The following is an 18242-nucleotide window of genomic DNA, read 5'->3' as shown; positions in this document are numbered from 1 at the left end:
GTGGGTTTACATGGTTTACACAATTCATGGTTAACATTAATTTATTTTATTGACAGTCAACTAATTAAATGAATTTCTCTATAAAATAATGGGTTTACATGACAACTTTAGAGCTAAGTATTCCACGGCGTATATTTGATGTAAAAGTGCAAAATGAGTTATACCAAAACTTTTACCCACTTTAACCCTTTATACCCTTAATGACCTCCAAACCTAAAAAGAAACACTCGGCAGCGCTGGGATTTATATTTGTTACCTTATTTGTTGATGTGCTTGGCCTGGGGGTTATTATACCGGTAATGCCTAAATTACTGGAAACATTGGGCCATATTGATGTAAGTACCGCTACACAATACAGCGGCTATTTAACCTTTACCTATGCCTCCATGCAGTTCCTGTTTTCGTCGGTATTGGGTAATTTGAGCGACAGGTATGGCCGCCGCCCGGTATTGCTGAGTTCCTTACTTGGTTTTGGTATCGATTATATTTTTATGGCCTTTGCCCCTACCATAGGCTGGCTTTTTGTTGGACGCACCATTGCCGGCATCACCGGGGCCAGTAACTCCACCGCTACCGCTTATATTGCCGATATCAGTACCGGGAAAAACCGGGCTGCCAACTTCGGACTGGTTGGCGCGGCATCCGGTCTGGGTTTTATTATTGGTATAGGTTTGGGCGCCTATCTGGGCGATCTTAATGTTAAATTTCCCTTTATGGCTGCTGCCGCTTTTGCTCTAGTGAATGCGGCCTATGGCTATTTTGTATTACCCGAATCGTTAGCGCTTAAAAACCGTCGCCGTTTTGAGTGGAAAAAGTCAAACCCCATCAGTTCTTTACGCAACCTGGGCAAATATCCCGCGCTTATCGGACTGGTAGCTTCATTTTCCCTGGTTTATGTGGCCCAAAAATCAGTAGAGTATGTTTTATCCTTTTTCCTGATCGAAAAATTTAACTGGACGCTAAACAGCATCGGGACACTGGGTATTTTTATTGGTGTAGTGCTAGTGGCCATACAAGGCGGCCTCATCCGTTACACCATCCCCAAATTCGGGCAGGAAAAAAACATAGTGGCCGGTTTGCTTTTTTACACGATTGGTTTAACGCTGATAGCTTTTGCAAATCACGGCTGGCTCATGTACCTGTATATGATACCCTATTGCCTGGGTGGTATATCCGGACCGGCATTGCAGGGCTTGATAACAGGCACGGTATCGCCCAAAGAACAAGGCGAGTTGCAGGGATCTTTAACCAGTTTAACCAGCGTAACTGTTATCATCGGCCCCTTGTTAATGAGTTCTGTTTTTCACCTGTTCACGCACCGCAATACTACAACCTACTTCCCGGGAGCACCTTATATTCTTGGAGCTGTATTAATGCTGACCAGTGTATTTTTGGCCATCAGAAGCTTTAAAAGAGCCGAAAGCTTAAAGCAAAAAGCCGAAAGCGAAACCTTTAGCGGAAAGCAAAAAGCTTAAAGCCTAAAGCTAAAAAATCATTTTATACTGACGAAGTATTTGCTTGCAATTCAAAGCTTTTTGCTTTCAGCATTGAGCTTTAAGCTCTTAATGATCCAGGCCACTTACACCGCCTGATATAACGAACTTCATCATGTCGGCAGCGTTTTTGTCGAGGTGTTTTACTTTGGTGGCTGATATGATCACCACTTGTCCGGCGAAGGAGTAGGAATATGGAAAGTAGACTGCCACTTCACCCGGTAGGTCGAGCGAGCTCAGGTCTTTTTGTACGATGAACCCTATCTTCTTTAATCCAAATTCATTTACCTCTACAATAACAGGTTCGTTGAATTTCTTCTCCTCCCCTACAATCGCTTCGGTCAGATCTTTGATGGATGAATACAGGAATTTAATCAGCGGCAGGCGGTTGAGCCAGCGGTTAAACCAGCGTTTTATGGGGTCGGTAACTACATTGGTAACCAGTATGCCCGCTATCAGGATAACCACCAATACGTTAAGGATACCTAAACCGGGAATGTATACGTGCTTGCCTTCCTTATCAACCCAAAGTACATCACTTAAATTCAGCGCCTTATCAATGGTTGATACTGCCCAGTAAATTAAAAAGAATGCCGCGCCTATGGGTACTACCACCAATAACCCTTTTACAAAATACCTTAATAAAGCGCCCACTAACCTGTTCATATCTTTTTTAAATAGAGTCAAGAGATGAGAATCAAGAATTAAAACAGCCTTGTTTTATTTTCTTGATTCTTGACTCTTAATTCTTGATTCTGTTCACTTATTCATAAAAGTACACTCTTTTTACCCTTTGTGAAACATTAGTTAATATTTCATACGGAATAGTGCCTATTTGTTTGGCCAGCTCCTCAATGCGGTGCTTATCATCAAAGATGATCACCTCGTCGCCCTCGCTTACATCCAGCCCACTTACATCCAGCATACACATATCCATGGTAATGTTGCCTACGGTGGGCACTAGTGTGCCTTTTACCAGCATTTTGCCTACTCCATTACCAAATGCACGTAAATAGCCGTCGGCATAGCCAATACGTACTGTGGCTATTTTACCATCCTTTAACAGGCTGCCGCTGCGGCCATAGCTGATGGTATCGCCGGCTCCTATTTTTTTAACCTGGGCCACGCTGGTTTTTAATCGCGCTACAGGCTGCAAAGCCTGATCTGATGCCGGTACCGATGAATCGATGCCGTACAAACCAATGCCCAACCGTACCATATCATAATGAGCGCCCGGGAAACGGATAATGCCTGCTGTATTACAAATGTGCTTGATCACCTTATAGCCCAGCGTTCTTTCTATTTCTTTAAAAGCCTTTTCAAAACGCTTGATCTGCGTTTTGCTAAACTCATCGTGCTGGGGGGCCTCGCTGGCTACCAGGTGCGAAAATACCGACTCTACCCGGATATATCGGTTTTGCTCCAGCATATCGCACAGCATATCTATCTCAAAACCCTCAAAACCCAGGCGATGCATTCCCGTATCGATCTTCAAGTGCACGGGATAGGCCAATAAACCATGATCACGACTATAGGATACAAAATCATCTAATAAACCAAAACTATAAATTACGGGCTGCAGCTTGTACTCGGCCAGTTTATCAAAGGCCGAAGACTCTGGGTTAAGCACCACCAATGGCAAATTGATACCTGCCTGGCGCAGGGCCACCCCTTCATCAATATAGGCTACCGCCAGATAGTCGGCTTTATTATATTGCAGCATATTGGCTACCTCAAAAGTGCCGCTACCATACGAAAAAGCTTTGACCATAGCCATCACCTTTACCCCCGGTTTTAATTTGGAGCGATAAAAATTGAGGTTACCCAAGAGCGTATTCAGGTTGATCTCCAGGATGGTTTCATGGGCCTTTTGCGTTAATGCACTGCTGATGCGTTCAAACTCAAAACTGCGTGAACCTTTGATCAGGATGGTTTCTTCCTTAAAATTCAACGTCTTAAGCTGTTGCACCAATGCCGAAGTATCAGCAAAAAAATGCTGCTCGGGCAGGGCAAAGCAGGTTTGATTATTCATAAGAGCCGGACCTACCCCAATAAACCTGTCGATCTTTTGGGTACCAATAAGCGTAGCTACCTGGCAGTACAGCACATCCTGCTGCAGGCCCGATTGCAAAATATCCGACAGGATAAGCGTTTTTTTCTGGTGCTGATTTTGCTGCCCCAGGAAGTTAAGCGCTATCTCCAGCGACTGCAGATCGGAGTTATAAGTGTCATCAATAACCGAGCAATTGTTGATGCCGTTCTTCAGCTCCAGGCGCATGCTTACCGGGTTAAGACGTTCAATGCGCCGATCAGCCTCGGCCGGACTATAGCCAAGAGCCAGCATAATGGCCCAGCAGGTAATAGCATTTTCGATAGAGGCCTGGTCGGAAAATGGGATCAGGCATTCTATTTCCTTTTTTTGATAATATGCCCGCAGGTAATATTTTTTGGAGATCACCGTCTCGCTGAAAACATACAGATCGGCTACTTTAAACTTGCGGCTCCAGGTAAAAGTTTCTTTCACCGGAATGTCTTTCTGATAATCCAGCAGATCATCATAATGATAAATCAGTTTTTTACTCCTTTTAAACAGCAACAGCTTCTCCAGCACCTTTTGTCGCCTGTTGGTAAAACCCTCATCATGGGCCGAGCCGATGTGTGTCAATACACCTATCTGCGGCCTGATCATAGCCCAAAGTTTTTCCATTTCGTTTACAGTGGAGATACCTGCTTCAAAAATCCCCAAATCATTACGGCTGTTGATCTGCCATACAGACAGCGGCACCCCAATTTGTGAGTTGTAACTTTTAGGGTTACGCACAATATTTTTATCAGCGGCGAGCAATTGATACAACCACTCTTTCACAATGGTTTTTCCATTACTCCCTGTTATGCCAATCACCTGTAATTTAAACTGGCACCTGTGAACTGCAGCCAGCGTCTGTAAAGCAGCCAGGGGGTCATCAACCAGTAAAAAGTTAGCTCCGGGCAGGTTAAATTCAGGTCCGTGTTTCACCACAAAATTACGTACACCGGCGGCGTAGGCCCCGGCCACAAATTCATGCCCGTTGCGACGGGCACTCAATGCAAAAAACAACCCTTCGGCCGCGTTACTGATCCTGCGGCTATCGGTAAGCAGGGTGCTCACGATACTATCGCTCACAATGTTGCCTTCGGCATTAATGATCTGCTTAACTTCGGTGATGGTGTATTGATTGTTATGCATGCCACGAATTTGAGTATATTATCTAACAATAGAAGAATTTTTAACGAATTTTGACATTGATGGACGAGCCTAAAAAAATCAAGATAAGCAACCCGGAAGTAGCATTGACCAAGGCCGAACATTTTTGCGCCTACCAGGAACGTTCGCAGCAGGAAGTTCGGGATAAGCTATATGACTGGGGGCTTTGGCCCGACGCGGTGGAGCAAACCATCAGCAGGCTGATAGAGGGGAATTTTTTGAATGAGGACCGCTTTGCCAAAGCTTATGTGAAAGGTAAGTTTAACCAGAAAGCCTGGGGTAAGATCAAAATAAAACAGGGCCTGAAACTAAAACGCGTACCCGATGTACTGATCAAAAAAGCGCTGCTAACCATTGATCTTGACGACTATATGACCGCGCTCACCCGCCTGCTGGAGAAAAAAGCGGCATCCGTAATTGAAAAAAATGAGTTTAAACGTCGTTACAAACTACAGCAGTACGCCATGAGCCGCGGATACGAGGCCGACCTGATAGCTGAAGTTTTGAAAAACAGCGACTTATAAAAAACTTTAAAATATTTCATTTTTGTATTTGCAGAATATGGTTTTCTGTCTATATTTGCACTCCCAACGCGAAAGTAGCTCAGTTGGTAGAGCACGACCTTGCCAAGGTCGGGGTCGCGAGTTCGAATCTCGTCTTTCGCTCAAAGCCCTCCCTTCAAAAAGTTGGGCTTTATTTTTAAAAGGTTAACTTCCGATTTGAATCGGAATAAACGCTGCTCAGATGGTGGAACTGGTAGACACGCAGGACTTAAAATCCTGTTCCCGTAAACGGAGTGCGGGTTCGATTCCCGCTCTGAGTACAAATCCCTGATACATGCCCGTATCAGGGCTTTTGTTTTTATATCCTCTCTTCTTCATTTCTGTAGTCTGAAGACTACAAGCATAGTGTGTCTGAAGTCAGAGACTTCGGACAGCCGGGGATAAAATTAATTACCTTCATTTGGTCTGTCACTATCTGCCTCATTGTCTTTTTCTGTAGAGTAAGTAGATTGACGTGTACCAGTTTTAGACCCTGATGCATAAATTTTGTCAACATTGGGATTAGCAGGATTCCAGTTCCATTGATCACTTGGTAAAACTTGTTCTACAGACAAGCTTTCTAAATAGTTAGTTGAGAATACTTTCATAATTATTAACTTTTAAATTTAATTTATTTTTAAACCATTTTAATATAGCGTCAGATATTTTTAGATCTGTCAAATCCTCAATCCATAAGAATTGTCCCATTGAGTTTACCTCTAAGAAATACCAATCATTAAGAGTATCCACAACAAAATCCAAAGCCCCATATTCGATATTGAGCTCTTTCATGAAATAAGTAACCTTTTCTTTTATGTTGGCAGGAGGCTCTATTGCTGAATGTGGGGTATGGGGTATATCATACCTTCGCCAATCAATATTTGCAATACTGGAAGCTTGCGATTCAATTTTACAAACAAAATGATCTTCCCCTACAACAGTGTATCTTACTTCAAATGATTTTTCTATATATTTTTGTAATACAATCGGATTTTCATTACTGTTCCCAAATTTCTCCAAATCTTCTATTGTTATTTTATTTACATATATTCCTTTAAATTCGTTTTTATCGGTTTTATAAAAATCTTGATTCATTAATTTTAAAACTACTGGATTATAAAGGCTAACAAATGATTTTAATTCATTTATCTCGTTGCTAATCAATGTTTCAGGGATTCTAAAACCTAATTTGGTTGCAACTTCCATTTGTAAATATTTATTTTCAGCAATGTATGCAAGCCTCCAGGGGTTTAGCCAATCTACATTTTTTAAAGAATTATAAATCCCGGTTAAAGTCTTATTCCATTCATTTTTCCAAAGTTTAAAATCCATGTCCTGATCATAAGATTCTTCCAAAAGAAGTTCAACAAAATTTCGTCTGTTCCAAACGCATTTTACATCTGTTATATTCAAGACTCTTTTTGATTGATTAATTGAAATTTCACCATTCCGAAATGTGTAATATGTATCAAGCAGTGAGGCTACTTCAAGGTTGAATCTAAAATAAGGCAATTCTTCAACTTCAATTTTCTCAATTAAATGATTTGCATGGGCATCGTTACTGTCTGTAAGTACTAATATCATTCTAAATTGTATTTTTCTTTAATGTTCAAGAGTTCTTCATCTGCAAGCTCAATTAATGCAGCTAACCTAAATAACTTCCTATCCAATTTTTTTGGAAATTCTTTAGGCTTTTTATAGTGTAATTCATGAAAAATAGAAGCCCAAGAGTGTTGCATTACTGTCCTAACCTGAATTTCGGCTTTAAAATCTGAATAGGTCCTCCACTCTGGTAAATTAATTCGATTCTCACTTAGGCTAACTACAAAATGATGTGATAAATACCCAAATTGATTTGTTTCAAGTTCTGTTCCTTTATCCATTGAATTCTCTTCATCAATCACAAAGTTGGTTCTTATTAATGCCTTGACTTCATCAATATTTTCAATATAATAAACTATAATCCTAAGCCCACACATGTCAGTAATCTCATTGATAGGATTTGTATATTTTTTTCTACTTATCTTATCTTCAAAACTTAATAATGTCTTTGTTCTACTCTCAACTAATTGATAATTGAATTCAGACTCTTGAAAAAGAGTAATTAATAAATCCTCGCACTTATTGGTAAACTCCTCGTATTTACGAAGACTTTTTTTATATAACTCAATAGCTTCAGAACTCATAGAATGGATTCATTTAATAATATAGATACAAAATAGCCTATGATTAAAAATGACCTTTTTTATTGATTTTTAGGCAATTATGAAGGTTAGGTTCTTAAAGGTAACATTATTATTATAACTCATACTATCTTGAAATAATTTATCTTTTTTGTTAAGCCAATAACTGTAAAAGCCCTGATACCGGTGTATCAAGGCCTTTTGTTTTTGATGGTGCGGTGATAACACCGACCAGAAGCTAAAAATCACTTTAGATTTCGGCTATTCGCTCAGATGTTCCCTCCGCTGGCGCACGCGTGTCGCGTGTGCTTTCATCAACCAAATTATTCAATAGCATAGAGATCACACGCGACACGCGTGCGCCAGCAAAAAGCACAAAAGCCCTGATACATATCCGTATCAAGGCTTTTGTTTTATTACAACTTTTATTCCGGTAGTCCGTAACTCATTCACCCGCGTTGGGGAAAAATTACTTTTTCAGCGGTCCAACGTGGCGATAAGTGTTAACGAGTATACCGGTGGGTGTGCTCTTCGAATCAACAAAAACAAGTTCGCGGGCGTCAATACTGTCAGCCAATAAGCGTTTACCCCGGCCAAGCAAAACCGGGTAAGTGATGAGCACAACCTCGTCGGCCAGTCCCTGGTCAAGCAACACGGATGTTAGCGTCGAACTTCCTACAACGATCAGGTCGGGGCCCTCTGTTGATTTGAGATCACGAATCGCCTTTATAATGTCCTTGTCCAAATGCTGCACTGGTCCCCATTCCAGGCTGTCGGGCCTGTGGGTCGCGATGTGTTTGGTTGCAGCGTTTATAGCATTTGCCATTGGGAAATCTCCGGCAGTAGGCCAAAAGCCACTAAATATATCGTAGGTGTGGCGGCCAAGCAGCAGGTCAAAGTTCGGCCCGTATGCCTCTAAGAGCATTGCCGCCCCGGCAGGGCTTCTATAAGGTGTAGTCCACGCGCCATAGGTGTAGTCTCCGTCATGTTCTATCACGCCGTCCAGCGAGATGTGTTCGAAAATTCTGATCTTTCTCATTTTGTTTACTCTTAGTTTAATGTTAGTATAAAGTTAAAACGGACGAGGTACGCGCACAAGGGGCAATCATGACAATTTGAGGGGGCATTTTGCGACCATTTGTATTTGTCAAAAGAGAGGATAACAATCCAAGATCAAATTTTCGCTTTAATTCAAGGCCTCAGATCGAAAGGTTGAGGCTTTTTGCATTTATATATAAACATTTATACTTTTATATATCAGTAGTTGGATTATAACACCAACCACAAGCAAGCTAAAATTGTAATAAGCATCTTTTCGGAAGCATTTAAATAACGCCATCACCGGCAAATAATGAACTCGCTATAAGGTTTAACAAAATTGACCATTATTAAATTCAATTTGTAAAAGCTACTTTTATATTCAACTAAAACCTGAATGAACACAATTATAAAGAACCGGATAACATCTATTGATTTTCTTCGCGGCGCCATTATGATCATTATGGCCCTTGACCATGTAAGGGATTATTTATATGCCGGCTCATTTTTTTATGATCCGCTGGATCTGACAAAAACAAGTGGCATTTTATTTTTTACAAGATGGATCACTCATTTTTGTGCGCCCATATTTATGCTCTTAGCTGGAACTTCCGCATACCTCATCGGGCAAAAGAAAACTAAAAGTGAATTATCTGTATTCCTTGTAAAAAGGGGGCTGTGGCTCATCTTTCTCGAAATGATCGTGGTTAATTTTGGCTGGAATTTCAACATTACCTTCCCCATGTTTTTCTTTATTACCATATGGGCGCTGGGTGTAAGTATGATAGTTTTGGCCGCATTGATCCATCTGCCTAAAAAATTGATCCTTGGTATTTGTATTCTAATAGTTGCAGGTCATAATCTTTTAGATAATATTCATGTAGCAGGTAATTCACTGTCGGCCTTTGGCTGGTCTGTGCTTCATGACCAGCAGTTTTTTACCTGGCACAAGGAAATTCTTTTAGTCGGCTACCCCATTATTCCGCTGGTGGCTATAATGCCTTTAGGATATTGTCTTGGCTCATGGTATACTGCGGACTATAATATTCAAAAAAGACAAAGAAACTTATTGCTGCTTGGTTGTTTTTCCATTGCTGCGTTCATCGTGCTGCGTTACACGAACCTGTATGGCGACCCGGTAAAATGGAGTGTTCAAAAAAATGTTTTTTTTACGTTCCTGTCCTTTATTAAAGTAAATAAATACCCACCATCTCTATTGTACGTCTTGCTGACATTGGGCGGGGCATTTTTATTCCTTTCGTTTACTGAAAAACTAAAAGGAGCTGTTGTAAAAGTTGTTTCTGTATATGGCAGAGTGCCCATGTTCTATTATCTCATTCATATCTATGTGATCCATTTAATGGCAATCATTGCATCGACACTCACATCCGGTCAGGACTGGAAAAGATGGATCTTAACAAAACCCATCTGGTTTACCACAGATCTGAAAGGTTATGGATTTTCGTTACCTGTTGCTTACCTGATCTGGATAGGCTTAGTGATCGCTTTATATCCTTTATGCAAACGCTATGATGCTTACAAACAAGCCAACAAAGGAAAATGGTGGCTCAGTTATTTGTAAAGGCGCAAAAGATTTGATATGGGAGTTTTACGGTAGAGTAACTCATAAAGTACATACACCTACCGTGAAATAGTCAAGTATTGCGTAGATATTGTTAAGTCATACAGGTGTGGTATCCGGAACTTTGTATCAACAAAACGATACAAATCATGAAAAAAACCATAATCTGATCTGCAGCAGCGCTTTACCGGCAAAACCACGCAGGAGTACATCCATTTACAATTGGAGGATAAAGCCAAGTCGCTGTTATGGAGTACGCAAAAATCGGTGAGCGAGATAGCCTATACGCTGGGCTTCGACCATTCTTCGCATTTCACCAGGTTATTCAAAAGCAAAACCGGCTATGCGCCAAGTGACTACCGCCATTTGAATTGAATATCAACGATAAGCAAATGAAATTAAGAGATCTGCAGGCTGCAAGCTTGCGGATCTTGTTTTTTTATAAGCGCAAAAAAGCATCAAGGGAAATAATTACAATTCTTCGGGAAATCCTTGTATTCCCCAGCATTGACTTAGGCGGCATCTTTGTATTGTTAAATCATTCAAACAATATTAACTCACAAAACAATGAAAAACTCAAATGTAAAGAATGTAGTGCTGGTGCACGGAGCATTCGCCGACGGTTCAGGCTTTAAAGCGCTTTATAACGAATTAACAAAAAAAGGGTATAACGTATCAGTTGTACAGAACCCTTTAACTTCATTGGAAGATGATGTTTTGGCAACACATGTGGCGCTGGACAGGATCGGCGGCCCTGCAATTCTTGCTGGTCATTCATGGGGTGGTGCGGTGATCACCGAAGCTGGTAACCACCCAAATGTTGCTGCCCTGGTATACATAGCTGCATTTCAGCCTGACAATGGCGAATCAGCGTTGCAATGGCTGCAAACCGCCCCGCCAGCACCCGAAAACGGCGTATTGCCTCCTGATGAAAAAGGTATTGTATATTATGACAAAGACAAATACCATGCAGGCTTTTGTGCTGATATCGACGCGGATGAAGCAGCATTTATGTATGCCTCACAGGGAGCATTTTATGCTAAAGGATTTGTAAGCCCCATTACTGATGCAGCCTGGAGGCATAAACCAGCCTATGGTTTGGTCGCTACTGAAGATAAAAGCATTAACCCCGACATACAAAGAAATATGTATAGCCGGTCTAATACAAAAGTAACGGAAGTTAAAGGTAGTCACGTGATCTTTATGTCGCAGCCTGAGATTGTTGCAGGGGTAATTATACAAGCAGCTGAAGAAGCATCAGAAGCCTAATTAGCATTTGATATCGCTTTTATTTAATCCGCATACCTTTATTAGTATGCGGATTTTCTTTAGTTAGATTCCTGGCTTTATATAACAAGCCCGATACAGGGAGGTATCGGGTTTGCTGTTAGCTACGTGGCACGAATGATTCTTTGACAACCTGCCACCTTCCTGATAAATATTCCCAGATCAGTGTAATGAACTTTCTTCCTGACGGCCCATCCTGTTCCAGATCGCGGGTGATGATCACCATACCCATGTTTCCATCACAAACAGCGTAATGAAACTCAGCTTTGGTGGAAAGTGGCGCCGCATTTGCATCGCTATTTCCCTGAACAAATTCTAAAAGCTGTTCTTTGTTCATTGTATCTACTACGCCATTTTCATCAACTTTTACTATAAGCAAATTATCCGCATAAATTTGCTTTACGTACGGTACATTAAAATGCGTCGCCTCATAAATGAGCTCTTTAGTTAATTCGATTAATTGTTCGCTGGTCATCTTTTAATTTTTTAGAAATTGATACAAATAGTCTGAAAACAAAGTCCTGATACATAACTATATCAGGACTTTGTTTTTTGTTCTTACCTCTGGTTTTCAGGTATCGCGATCCAATCTGCATATTTTGTTTTGCCCAATGAAACCGCATTTTCCGGCACTATAGTATCAGCATCTAACGGTGCTCCTGAATACAAGGCATGAGTATCCGATGCTACCTCGTAGCTTTTATGGGTTGCCTGCAAATATTGCTTTACCCATACGACCATATCGAATTTTTCGGGGCCGCCTATTTCTAATATCTTGTTAACAGGCTGTTGTAATGCTGTTTGGGCCATAAAAGCCGCTACATCTTTACTGGCTATGGGTTGAATGTTGGCTGCCGGCAGTATTACTTTTCCGTCGACCATACTCATTTGAAGGATACCTCCTGCAAATTCAAAGAATTGTGTTGCATGAACAATAGTGTAAGGAATGCCCGATGCTTTGATCATTTCTTCCTGCACTTGTTTGGCACGGAAATAACCGCTGGCCTGTAGCTTTTGAGTCCCCACTACCGATAAGGCAATATGATGCTGCACGCCTGCTGCCTTTTCTGCTGGTAATAGATTTTCGTTAGCCGTTTTGAAAAAGTTCATTACAGCATTATCTTCAAAGGATGGGGAGTTGGATACATCCACTACTACCTGCGCGCCCTGCAGCACTTCTTTTAAACCTTCGCCGGTAAGTGTATTGACACCATTGTTGGGCGAAGCGGCGATCACTTCGTGGCCACTGTTTTGTAATTGAGTTACTGTTTGACTACCAATAAGGCCGGTACCGCCGATAACTACTATTTTCATGATCTGTATTATTTAAGGTTAATTATATAATACAAAGATGAACATAGCCCGTCCGGGAAAACTTAAGCTGGTTTAAGAAATATACAGGTCCTGGTAGGTCTTTAAAGCTTCCAATGAAACACCCATATAGCTCGCAAAAATAGGGTCTGGGATTCTTTGGATTAATTCGGGATAAGTATTTCTGAAATGGGAATAGAAATCTTTTTTAGATACAGTAGCAAATGTTTTTTGTTTAAATAAGGCCGCACCATATGCCCGCTCATGAATTTTATTGAAATATAATGCCATCAAGGGAAATTGTAACAGCAGTGTTTGGTAGTTTTTCCTGCTCATGCAGGTAATTTCCGAATCTTCCATCGCCGCGATTGAATAAACAGCAGGTTTACCATCCGGAAAAGTTTTATAGTCAGTTATCCACCAGTTTTCCAATGCAAAATGTATCACCTGCTTTTCTTCGTTCTGTTCATAAAACAAATACAGGCAACCTTTATTAACGAAGTAAATAGTATCACATATTTCCTTTTCGCTCAAAAGTAACTCCTCCTTTCTTATTGTTTTTGTTTGGAAGAAGGGCGCTATTTTTTCCTGGTCTACGATGAAATCAGGAATGAGTTTTTGAATGTGGCGGTATAATTGTTCGGTCATGAATTATTTTTTCGCTTTTACTTTCTTTTTTCGCAATTCGCTCAGATATTCTGGTGTAAAGCCTAAAAAGGAGGCTAGCACTTTTTGTGGGATCCGTTGAATAAATTCCGGGTATTTAGATTGAAACAGTTCATAAAACTCATCCTTCGGCATTCTGGAGATCATCCGGATACGAAGCAATGAAGCCGCATATGCCCGCTCGTATACTAATCGAAAATAATTTTCGATTACCGGGAATTTTGCCAGGAGTAATTCATAATTGGGGGCAGTAATGGTCAGCACCTCAGTAGCTTCCAGTGCCTGGATCGTATATGCTGACCGCTGCCCGGTCCGAAAAGCATTCAAATCTGTCATCCACCAGTTTTCTAATGCAAATTGCAGCGTTTGCTCCACGCCATTATAATCTGTAAAATACAACCGAAGACATCCTTTTACCACAAAAAAATATAACGAACAACGCTTATCTTCTTGCTGCAAAATATCCTTTTTCTTAAATGTCTTTGTCTCAAAAAACGATAATATAGCATCGCCCTCTATCTCGTGGTGGGAAGTAATTTTTTGAATGTGTTGTATGAGCGGATGCATTTTTGATAGAAACAATGCCCAAATATAAGAAATGGAGAAGAATGCCAAAGTTTGAGCGAAAACTGATCCTAAAGACACATAGTATGCTCACTCGGAAACTTTGTTGGTCTTATTGGGTTTGTATATCTTTATAGTAAGTGATGACATTGACCACAAAACGAATTAATTAAAGCATGAATTACCAGGTAATAGCACCTCCCCCGTCCCTAAAAAAACATGTTCGTTACTTTTGGACGTTGGAGAACCAAACTGATGATGTGTCGCAAAAAACGTTCACCGTAATGTCAAATGGTGAACCAGGACTTATTTTTCAGCAAGACCCAAGGATCTTCACCGGTTTTAAACGGGAACGGCTGCCACAATTATTTGTTTTCGGTCAGGCCACTAGGTATGGGCAGTTGCATGGTAGCGGCAGTTTTAGTACCATAGGTGTAAGCTTTCAGCCTACTGCGCTAAAGTCGATGTTTGGTTTAAACGCCAATGAGTTAACAGATCAAAGTACTTGTATAAGTCAGCTTGCTAAAACTTCTTTAACCGAACAATTACTCAGCTGTAGTTCCACCCAACAACAAGTTTCTTGCCTTAGCGTATTCCTACAGAAGCAGAAACAGCACGATGAAGGAGAAAACAAAAAACTGGGTTATGCCGTTAATGCATTGCAGCGAGGCAAAAAACTACCTCGGATATTGTACGATCTTAATTTATCTGAACGTTCGCTGGAGCGCCTTTTTCTTACGCATATCGGTATTACGCCAATTTTATACGCCCGCATCTGTCGTTTCCAAACATCCGTGGCACTTTTACGGAAAGGCGAGATTCGTTCGCTCACTGATATCGCATATACTTTGGGCTATTTCGATCAATCTCATTTTATACGTGATTTTAAAATATTCTCCGGCGTAAGCCCGAGCATCTATCTCCGTAAAGCTATTGAACGGATGCCTGGCTTTCCCGAATGGGAATCATAAAGGGGGTACTGTCGGTTTTTTACAATCTTCTAAAATCTGTGTAGGTTAATTTTGTCTCATTAATAAACTTCAAAATAAAAATGAGATGAAAAATGTAATTAGCTGGTTTGAAATCTATACTTCGGACTTTAACAGGGCGAAACAATTTTACACCGAGGTATTTAAATATAAACTAACAGATATTCCGATGAGTAGTGACCGGCATTCGCAAATGCAATATGCTACTTTTCCCGGCAATGAAAATATAAATGGGGCATTGGTTAAATTAGATGAAGTAAAGCCGGGAGGCGGTGGTTCCCTGATCTATTTTGCTTCGGAAGAGATCAATGCAGAACTAAGCCGGGTTGAGTCTGCAGGCGGAAAGATCCTTCGTTCCAAATTAAGTGTAGGTGATTTTGGTTTTATTGCTTTGATAGAAGATACCGAAGGAAATTTAATTGGTCTGCATTCATCAAAATAACTTCTTTAAATTTAATAAGAATTACCGTCAATAAAGATTTGGCGGTAATTTCAAAACTAAATGGATCAGAACAAAAAAACAGTAGAACCTGATAATACGGCTGTAAGAACAGCTTTATGGAGAGCAATGCATGTTCAAATAGATGCCTCTCCACACATACTTGAAGACGAGGTAGGGTTAAAATTGATTGCACCAAATGAGGAGTGGCAGCAACGCCCGGATATGCACCCGGAATTTACCAAACGTCTTCGGGCATCTATTGTGGCCCGTGCCCGTTTTATTGAGGATTTAATTATTGAACAAAGCACGCAAGGGATCAGTCAGTATGTTATTCTTGGTGCCGGACTTGACACATTTGCCCAGCGGAGAGCAGATATTGCATCCAAACTTCAGGTATTTGAAATTGATCAGCCCGATACACAAACCTGGAAACAACAAAGATTAATTGAACTAGGCCTCGGCGTTCCGGAATGGCTGCACTTTGTTTCTGTTGATTTTGAGATCTCTTCCTGGTGGGAGCAATTATTAAATGCAGGCTTTGACATCAACAAACCGGCTGTTGTAGCTTGCACCGGCGTTAGCTTATATCTTACAAGAGAAGCAATTCTGGCTACCTTACGTCAGCTTACAACCCTTGCACCAGGTTCAAAATTGGCGATGGCTTTTTATTTATCAATGGACCTGCTTAATGAAGAAGATAAATTTTTGCAACAAATAGCAGAGAAAGGCGCCCGTGAAGCCGGTACGCCATTTATTAGTTTTTTTACTCCTTACGAAGTATTGGCTTTAGCTCATGAGACGGGTTTTAAGAAAGCAAAAACGACCTCAGCAAAGGATATGGAACAACTCTATTTTATGAACCGGGCCGACAACCTTTTACCTGCAAGTGGGGAAATATTCCTGTTAGCAACAACATAACCTGAATTGCATATTGATTTTATTATTTACTGTCAGCCTTTGTTTTTTAATATTTCAACGTATAACTCAACCATCTATAGCCGGTATCGCGCCATTCTTCATTGTGCGAGACGTTACCGTAGCACTTTCCTTCTATCGGGAAAAGCTCGGTTTTAACATCGTTTTTCAAGAGCCCGATCAAGAGCCTTTTTTTGCCATTGTACAACGTGGTGGGGCAATGATCTTTGTCAAGTCTGTTGGCAAGGACCCGCTTCCCAACTATAAACAAGATCCGGCGGTCCGATGGGATGCTTATGTTAATGTCCCCCGTCCCTGATGCACTGGCGGAGGAATTCACATCGCAGGGTGTCATCTTTTCTGTACCCCTAAAAGATACTCATGATGGTTTGCGTGGATTCGAACTCAAAGACGCTGATGGCTATGTTTTGTTCTTTGGTCGCCCTCGTTAACATCAGTGAATTCAACATCAGTATTAACTCTTTTTGCCGTGCTTGAGCAAACTTAACTTTTAAATAATAAATCCTCTATTTGAGTACACAGAGAGGCTTTACTTTTATATACCTGGGGTATTAGTTTTATTTATTCAGACTAATCATGGCCGTGGCCTTTATCCTCGTGTTTCCTATCCTTCATCTCTTTTTTCATCTCTTTATCCTGCTCTTTGTACTCCTTTTTCATCCTCTTATCCTGCTGTTTATATTCTTTATCTTTTTGCTTATACCAGCCTTTGTGTTTACCATTATCCCAGTGATTACGATATTTTTCGTCCTTGCTATCCCTGATGATCAACTGATCATGCCGGCCTTTATAATTGGCATACCGGGTTCTGTAAATGTTATCCCTTAACCAGGGTTCTCTCTCATTAATAACAACTTTATAGCTCCGATATAAATCATAATTACGATAAGTGGCGGGTAAACTGACGGTTCTGATCCACCTGTTGTTTTGGTAATAAACATACTGATGGGTAGGGACGGAATAGTAAGTATTAATATCAGGCAGGTAATAATAATCGGCATGATCATAACCAACCGGTCCCCATGACGGCTGACTACCAATATTCACCCCTAAACTGACGTTGATCTGGGCGTTGCCTGCTTTAGTAAAGAAACAGCAAATCAGTATAACTGATGCGTAAATTAACTTTCTCATAATAAATGGTTTATAAAACTTAATTAACAACGTTCCTTGTTAAAAAAAGTTTAATAAAACAGAAGGAATATTTAAATAAAGAATGACAATTGGTATATATCAAAAAATGGAGAAGCCCAATGACCCTTAGTAATTTCCCATAACAATAGGAACTTCCTCAAAAATATTGCTCAACCTGGTTTTCCATGTCTCCACTTCGAGGGAAAGGCTCTCTGGCGATTGCCTTTCTGTTCCATAAATTACTTGGGGCCTCAGTACAGAAAATCCCGTAAATTCTAAAATACCTCTCTGCAATGGGTGCAGTATTACACTAAGGTCTCCATATCTATCCTTAATATAGTTAGCTTCCGGCCCTCCTGTAGTAATGGAGAGCAATGCTTTTTTATCACAAAAAACGCCGTTTTCGTAAATTCTACCATTTCCGTAAAAGCGTCCCATGGCAAATACGCGATCTACCCATCCTTTCAGAATTGCAGGTACACTAAACCACCAAAGCGGAAACTGCCAGATCATGAGGTCACACCATTCCACCTTTTGTTGTTCTTCTTCAATAAATGTTACAAAGCCATTCGCCTGGCTTGCATACTCCTCTTCTAATTGTTGTTTGAAAAAGATGGGGTCATTTATAGTCGTAAAGTTAGTCCTGTCAGAAACAGGGTTAAATTGCATCGCATACAAATCGGATACCTTTACTTCATGGCCTGCATTGATGAGCGTATCTATTGCCTCGGTAAACATGGCGCCATTCATACTCCGCGGTTCTGGATGTGCGTATATAATAAGAATTTTCATATAGATGATATTCGTGTTTTTAATAAACCTGGGGCAAAA

At 40.7% G+C, this 18242-nt stretch carries 22 protein-coding genes and 2 tRNA genes; 11 read left to right on the top strand and 13 right to left on the bottom strand.

The annotated features are described in order from the left end of the window. Window positions 1-200 precede the first annotated feature (200 nt). Window positions 201-1475: a TCR/Tet family MFS transporter gene (locus BLR84_RS03635; protein WP_090464432.1), complete on the top strand. Its 1275-nt coding sequence runs from the start codon at window positions 201-203 to the stop codon at window positions 1473-1475. An 87-nt stretch (window positions 1476-1562) separates the two neighbouring features. On the opposite strand, the gene BLR84_RS03630 is transcribed toward BLR84_RS03635, so the two are convergent. Together BLR84_RS03630 and BLR84_RS03625 are read right to left on the bottom strand one after the other, a co-directional pair. Continuing rightward, a complete protein-coding gene (locus BLR84_RS03630) occupies window positions 1563-2159 on the bottom strand; it encodes a DUF502 domain-containing protein (protein WP_090464429.1) in 597 nt (198 codons plus the stop codon). 97 nt (window positions 2160-2256) lie between these two features. Further along, window positions 2257-4719 (bottom strand): bifunctional UDP-N-acetylmuramoyl-tripeptide:D-alanyl-D-alanine ligase/alanine racemase, encoded by a 2463-nt coding sequence (locus tag BLR84_RS03625; RefSeq protein WP_090464426.1) that lies wholly within the window; start codon window positions 4717-4719, stop codon window positions 2257-2259. A 59-nt stretch (window positions 4720-4778) separates the two neighbouring features. Here BLR84_RS03625 and BLR84_RS03620 point away from each other — a divergent pair, with 59 nt between their 5' ends. From BLR84_RS03620 to BLR84_RS03610, 3 genes are all read left to right on the top strand, one after another. Then, window positions 4779-5261 carry a regulatory protein RecX gene (locus BLR84_RS03620; RefSeq protein WP_090464423.1) on the top strand — a complete coding sequence of 161 codons (483 nt, stop codon included), beginning with the start codon at window positions 4779-4781 and terminating at the stop codon, window positions 5259-5261. Window positions 5262-5329: 68 nt separating this feature from the next. Beyond that, a tRNA-Gly gene (locus tag BLR84_RS03615) sits at window positions 5330-5402 on the top strand. 73 nt (window positions 5403-5475) lie between these two features. Beyond that, window positions 5476-5560, top strand: a tRNA-Leu gene (locus tag BLR84_RS03610). 126 nt (window positions 5561-5686) lie between these two features. Here the strand turns inward: BLR84_RS03610 and BLR84_RS03605 are convergent. From BLR84_RS03605 to BLR84_RS03590, 5 genes are all read right to left on the bottom strand, one after another. After that, window positions 5687-5887 (bottom strand): hypothetical protein, encoded by a 201-nt coding sequence (locus BLR84_RS03605; RefSeq protein ID WP_090464420.1) that lies wholly within the window; start codon window positions 5885-5887, stop codon window positions 5687-5689. Further along, entirely contained in the window at window positions 5868-6863 is a 996-nt protein-coding gene (locus BLR84_RS03600; RefSeq protein WP_090464417.1) for an MvdC/MvdD family ATP grasp protein, read from the bottom strand. The genes BLR84_RS03605 and BLR84_RS03600 overlap by 20 nt, the downstream gene beginning before the upstream one ends. After that, window positions 6860-7465 carry a GTP pyrophosphokinase gene (locus tag BLR84_RS03595; protein ID WP_090464414.1) on the bottom strand — a complete coding sequence of 202 codons (606 nt, stop codon included), beginning with the start codon at window positions 7463-7465 and terminating at the stop codon, window positions 6860-6862. Before BLR84_RS03595 ends, BLR84_RS03600 begins: the two co-directional genes overlap by 4 nt. Before the next feature lie 247 nt (window positions 7466-7712). Next, window positions 7713-7865: a hypothetical protein gene (locus BLR84_RS29920; protein ID WP_176851939.1), complete on the bottom strand. Its 153-nt coding sequence runs from the start codon at window positions 7863-7865 to the stop codon at window positions 7713-7715. A 66-nt stretch (window positions 7866-7931) separates the two neighbouring features. Beyond that, window positions 7932-8501, bottom strand: coding sequence for a dihydrofolate reductase family protein (locus tag BLR84_RS03590; RefSeq protein WP_090464410.1), 570 nt, complete (start codon window positions 8499-8501; stop codon window positions 7932-7934). 396 nt (window positions 8502-8897) lie between these two features. Here BLR84_RS03590 and BLR84_RS03585 point away from each other — a divergent pair, with 396 nt between their 5' ends. From BLR84_RS03585 to BLR84_RS03575, 3 genes are all read left to right on the top strand, one after another. Then, on the top strand, window positions 8898-10082 hold the full coding sequence (locus tag BLR84_RS03585) for an acetyltransferase domain-containing protein (protein ID WP_090464408.1): 1185 nt from the start codon (window positions 8898-8900) through the stop codon (window positions 10080-10082). Window positions 10083-10253: 171 nt separating this feature from the next. Beyond that, window positions 10254-10457 (top strand): helix-turn-helix domain-containing protein, encoded by a 204-nt coding sequence (locus BLR84_RS03580; RefSeq protein ID WP_090464406.1) that lies wholly within the window; start codon window positions 10254-10256, stop codon window positions 10455-10457. 192 nt (window positions 10458-10649) lie between these two features. After that, window positions 10650-11351, top strand: a complete 702-nt coding sequence (locus BLR84_RS03575; RefSeq protein WP_090464403.1) for an alpha/beta hydrolase — start codon at window positions 10650-10652, stop codon at window positions 11349-11351. A 118-nt stretch (window positions 11352-11469) separates the two neighbouring features. Here the strand turns inward: BLR84_RS03575 and BLR84_RS03570 are convergent, their stop codons facing one another. The 4 genes from BLR84_RS03570 to BLR84_RS03555 form a co-directional block, all read right to left on the bottom strand. Beyond that, entirely contained in the window at window positions 11470-11844 is a 375-nt protein-coding gene (locus BLR84_RS03570) for a hypothetical protein (protein ID WP_090464400.1), read from the bottom strand. 83 nt (window positions 11845-11927) lie between these two features. After that, window positions 11928-12683: an SDR family oxidoreductase gene (locus BLR84_RS03565; RefSeq protein ID WP_090464397.1), complete on the bottom strand. Its 756-nt coding sequence runs from the start codon at window positions 12681-12683 to the stop codon at window positions 11928-11930. A gap of 72 nt (window positions 12684-12755) precedes the next feature. Next, window positions 12756-13328 (bottom strand): Crp/Fnr family transcriptional regulator, encoded by a 573-nt coding sequence (locus BLR84_RS03560; protein WP_090464394.1) that lies wholly within the window; start codon window positions 13326-13328, stop codon window positions 12756-12758. Between the two features lie 3 nt (window positions 13329-13331). Continuing rightward, window positions 13332-13913 (bottom strand): Crp/Fnr family transcriptional regulator, encoded by a 582-nt coding sequence (locus tag BLR84_RS03555; protein WP_090464392.1) that lies wholly within the window; start codon window positions 13911-13913, stop codon window positions 13332-13334. Window positions 13914-14086: 173 nt separating this feature from the next. Here BLR84_RS03555 and BLR84_RS03550 point away from each other — a divergent pair, with 173 nt between their 5' ends. The 4 genes from BLR84_RS03550 to BLR84_RS30535 all read left to right on the top strand — a co-directional run bounded on the left by BLR84_RS03550 (window position 14087) and on the right by BLR84_RS30535 (window position 16575). Beyond that, complete coding sequence (locus BLR84_RS03550; protein WP_090464389.1) at window positions 14087-14881, top strand: AraC family transcriptional regulator; 795 nt, start codon at window positions 14087-14089, stop codon at window positions 14879-14881. Between the two features lie 85 nt (window positions 14882-14966). Next, the gene (locus tag BLR84_RS03545) at window positions 14967-15341 is read left to right on the top strand and encodes a VOC family protein (protein WP_090464386.1); all 375 of its coding nucleotides are present in this window, start codon (window positions 14967-14969) and stop codon (window positions 15339-15341) included. A 60-nt stretch (window positions 15342-15401) separates the two neighbouring features. After that, window positions 15402-16259 (top strand): class I SAM-dependent methyltransferase, encoded by an 858-nt coding sequence (locus BLR84_RS03540; RefSeq protein ID WP_090464383.1) that lies wholly within the window; start codon window positions 15402-15404, stop codon window positions 16257-16259. Window positions 16260-16362: 103 nt separating this feature from the next. After that, window positions 16363-16575: a VOC family protein gene (locus BLR84_RS30535; RefSeq protein ID WP_369829172.1), complete on the top strand. Its 213-nt coding sequence runs from the start codon at window positions 16363-16365 to the stop codon at window positions 16573-16575. Window positions 16576-16847: 272 nt separating this feature from the next. Here BLR84_RS30535 and BLR84_RS03530 read toward each other — a convergent pair whose 3' ends face one another. Further along, window positions 16848-17411 (bottom strand): CCDC34 family protein, encoded by a 564-nt coding sequence (locus BLR84_RS03530; protein WP_090464376.1) that lies wholly within the window; start codon window positions 17409-17411, stop codon window positions 16848-16850. A gap of 126 nt (window positions 17412-17537) precedes the next feature. After that, window positions 17538-18203 (bottom strand): NAD(P)H-dependent oxidoreductase, encoded by a 666-nt coding sequence (locus BLR84_RS03525; protein WP_090464374.1) that lies wholly within the window; start codon window positions 18201-18203, stop codon window positions 17538-17540. Window positions 18204-18242 lie beyond the last annotated feature (39 nt).

This window comes from Mucilaginibacter sp. OK268 (assembly GCF_900103125.1).
Taxonomy (GTDB): Bacteria; Bacteroidota; Bacteroidia; order Sphingobacteriales; family Sphingobacteriaceae; genus Mucilaginibacter.
This window is presented reverse-complemented; position numbering and strand designations above follow the sequence as displayed.

What these genes read in the sequence shown, in the direction of transcription:
- BLR84_RS03635 (WP_090464432.1), top strand. Translation starts at nt 201, where the DNA reads ATGACCTCCAAACCTAAAAAGAAACACTCGGCAGCGCTGGGATTTATA.
- BLR84_RS03630 (WP_090464429.1), bottom strand. Translation starts at nt 2,159, where the DNA reads ATGAACAGGTTAGTGGGCGCTTTATTAAGGTATTTTGTAAAAGGGTTA.
- BLR84_RS03625 (WP_090464426.1), bottom strand. Translation starts at nt 4,719, where the DNA reads ATGCATAACAATCAATACACCATCACCGAAGTTAAGCAGATCATTAAT.
- BLR84_RS03620 (WP_090464423.1), top strand. Translation starts at nt 4,779, where the DNA reads ATGGACGAGCCTAAAAAAATCAAGATAAGCAACCCGGAAGTAGCATTG.
- BLR84_RS03605 (WP_090464420.1), bottom strand. Translation starts at nt 5,887, where the DNA reads ATGAAAGTATTCTCAACTAACTATTTAGAAAGCTTGTCTGTAGAACAA.
- BLR84_RS03600 (WP_090464417.1), bottom strand. Translation starts at nt 6,863, where the DNA reads ATGATATTAGTACTTACAGACAGTAACGATGCCCATGCAAATCATTTA.
- BLR84_RS03595 (WP_090464414.1), bottom strand. Translation starts at nt 7,465, where the DNA reads ATGAGTTCTGAAGCTATTGAGTTATATAAAAAAAGTCTTCGTAAATAC.
- BLR84_RS03590 (WP_090464410.1), bottom strand. Translation starts at nt 8,501, where the DNA reads ATGAGAAAGATCAGAATTTTCGAACACATCTCGCTGGACGGCGTGATA.
- BLR84_RS03585 (WP_090464408.1), top strand. Translation starts at nt 8,898, where the DNA reads ATGAACACAATTATAAAGAACCGGATAACATCTATTGATTTTCTTCGC.
- BLR84_RS03575 (WP_090464403.1), top strand. Translation starts at nt 10,650, where the DNA reads ATGAAAAACTCAAATGTAAAGAATGTAGTGCTGGTGCACGGAGCATTC.
- BLR84_RS03570 (WP_090464400.1), bottom strand. Translation starts at nt 11,844, where the DNA reads ATGACCAGCGAACAATTAATCGAATTAACTAAAGAGCTCATTTATGAG.
- BLR84_RS03565 (WP_090464397.1), bottom strand. Translation starts at nt 12,683, where the DNA reads ATGAAAATAGTAGTTATCGGCGGTACCGGCCTTATTGGTAGTCAAACA.
- BLR84_RS03560 (WP_090464394.1), bottom strand. Translation starts at nt 13,328, where the DNA reads ATGACCGAACAATTATACCGCCACATTCAAAAACTCATTCCTGATTTC.
- BLR84_RS03555 (WP_090464392.1), bottom strand. Translation starts at nt 13,913, where the DNA reads ATGCATCCGCTCATACAACACATTCAAAAAATTACTTCCCACCACGAG.
- BLR84_RS03550 (WP_090464389.1), top strand. Translation starts at nt 14,087, where the DNA reads ATGAATTACCAGGTAATAGCACCTCCCCCGTCCCTAAAAAAACATGTT.
- BLR84_RS03545 (WP_090464386.1), top strand. Translation starts at nt 14,967, where the DNA reads ATGAAAAATGTAATTAGCTGGTTTGAAATCTATACTTCGGACTTTAAC.
- BLR84_RS03540 (WP_090464383.1), top strand. Translation starts at nt 15,402, where the DNA reads ATGGATCAGAACAAAAAAACAGTAGAACCTGATAATACGGCTGTAAGA.
- BLR84_RS03530 (WP_090464376.1), bottom strand. Translation starts at nt 17,411, where the DNA reads ATGAGAAAGTTAATTTACGCATCAGTTATACTGATTTGCTGTTTCTTT.
- BLR84_RS03525 (WP_090464374.1), bottom strand. Translation starts at nt 18,203, where the DNA reads ATGAAAATTCTTATTATATACGCACATCCAGAACCGCGGAGTATGAAT.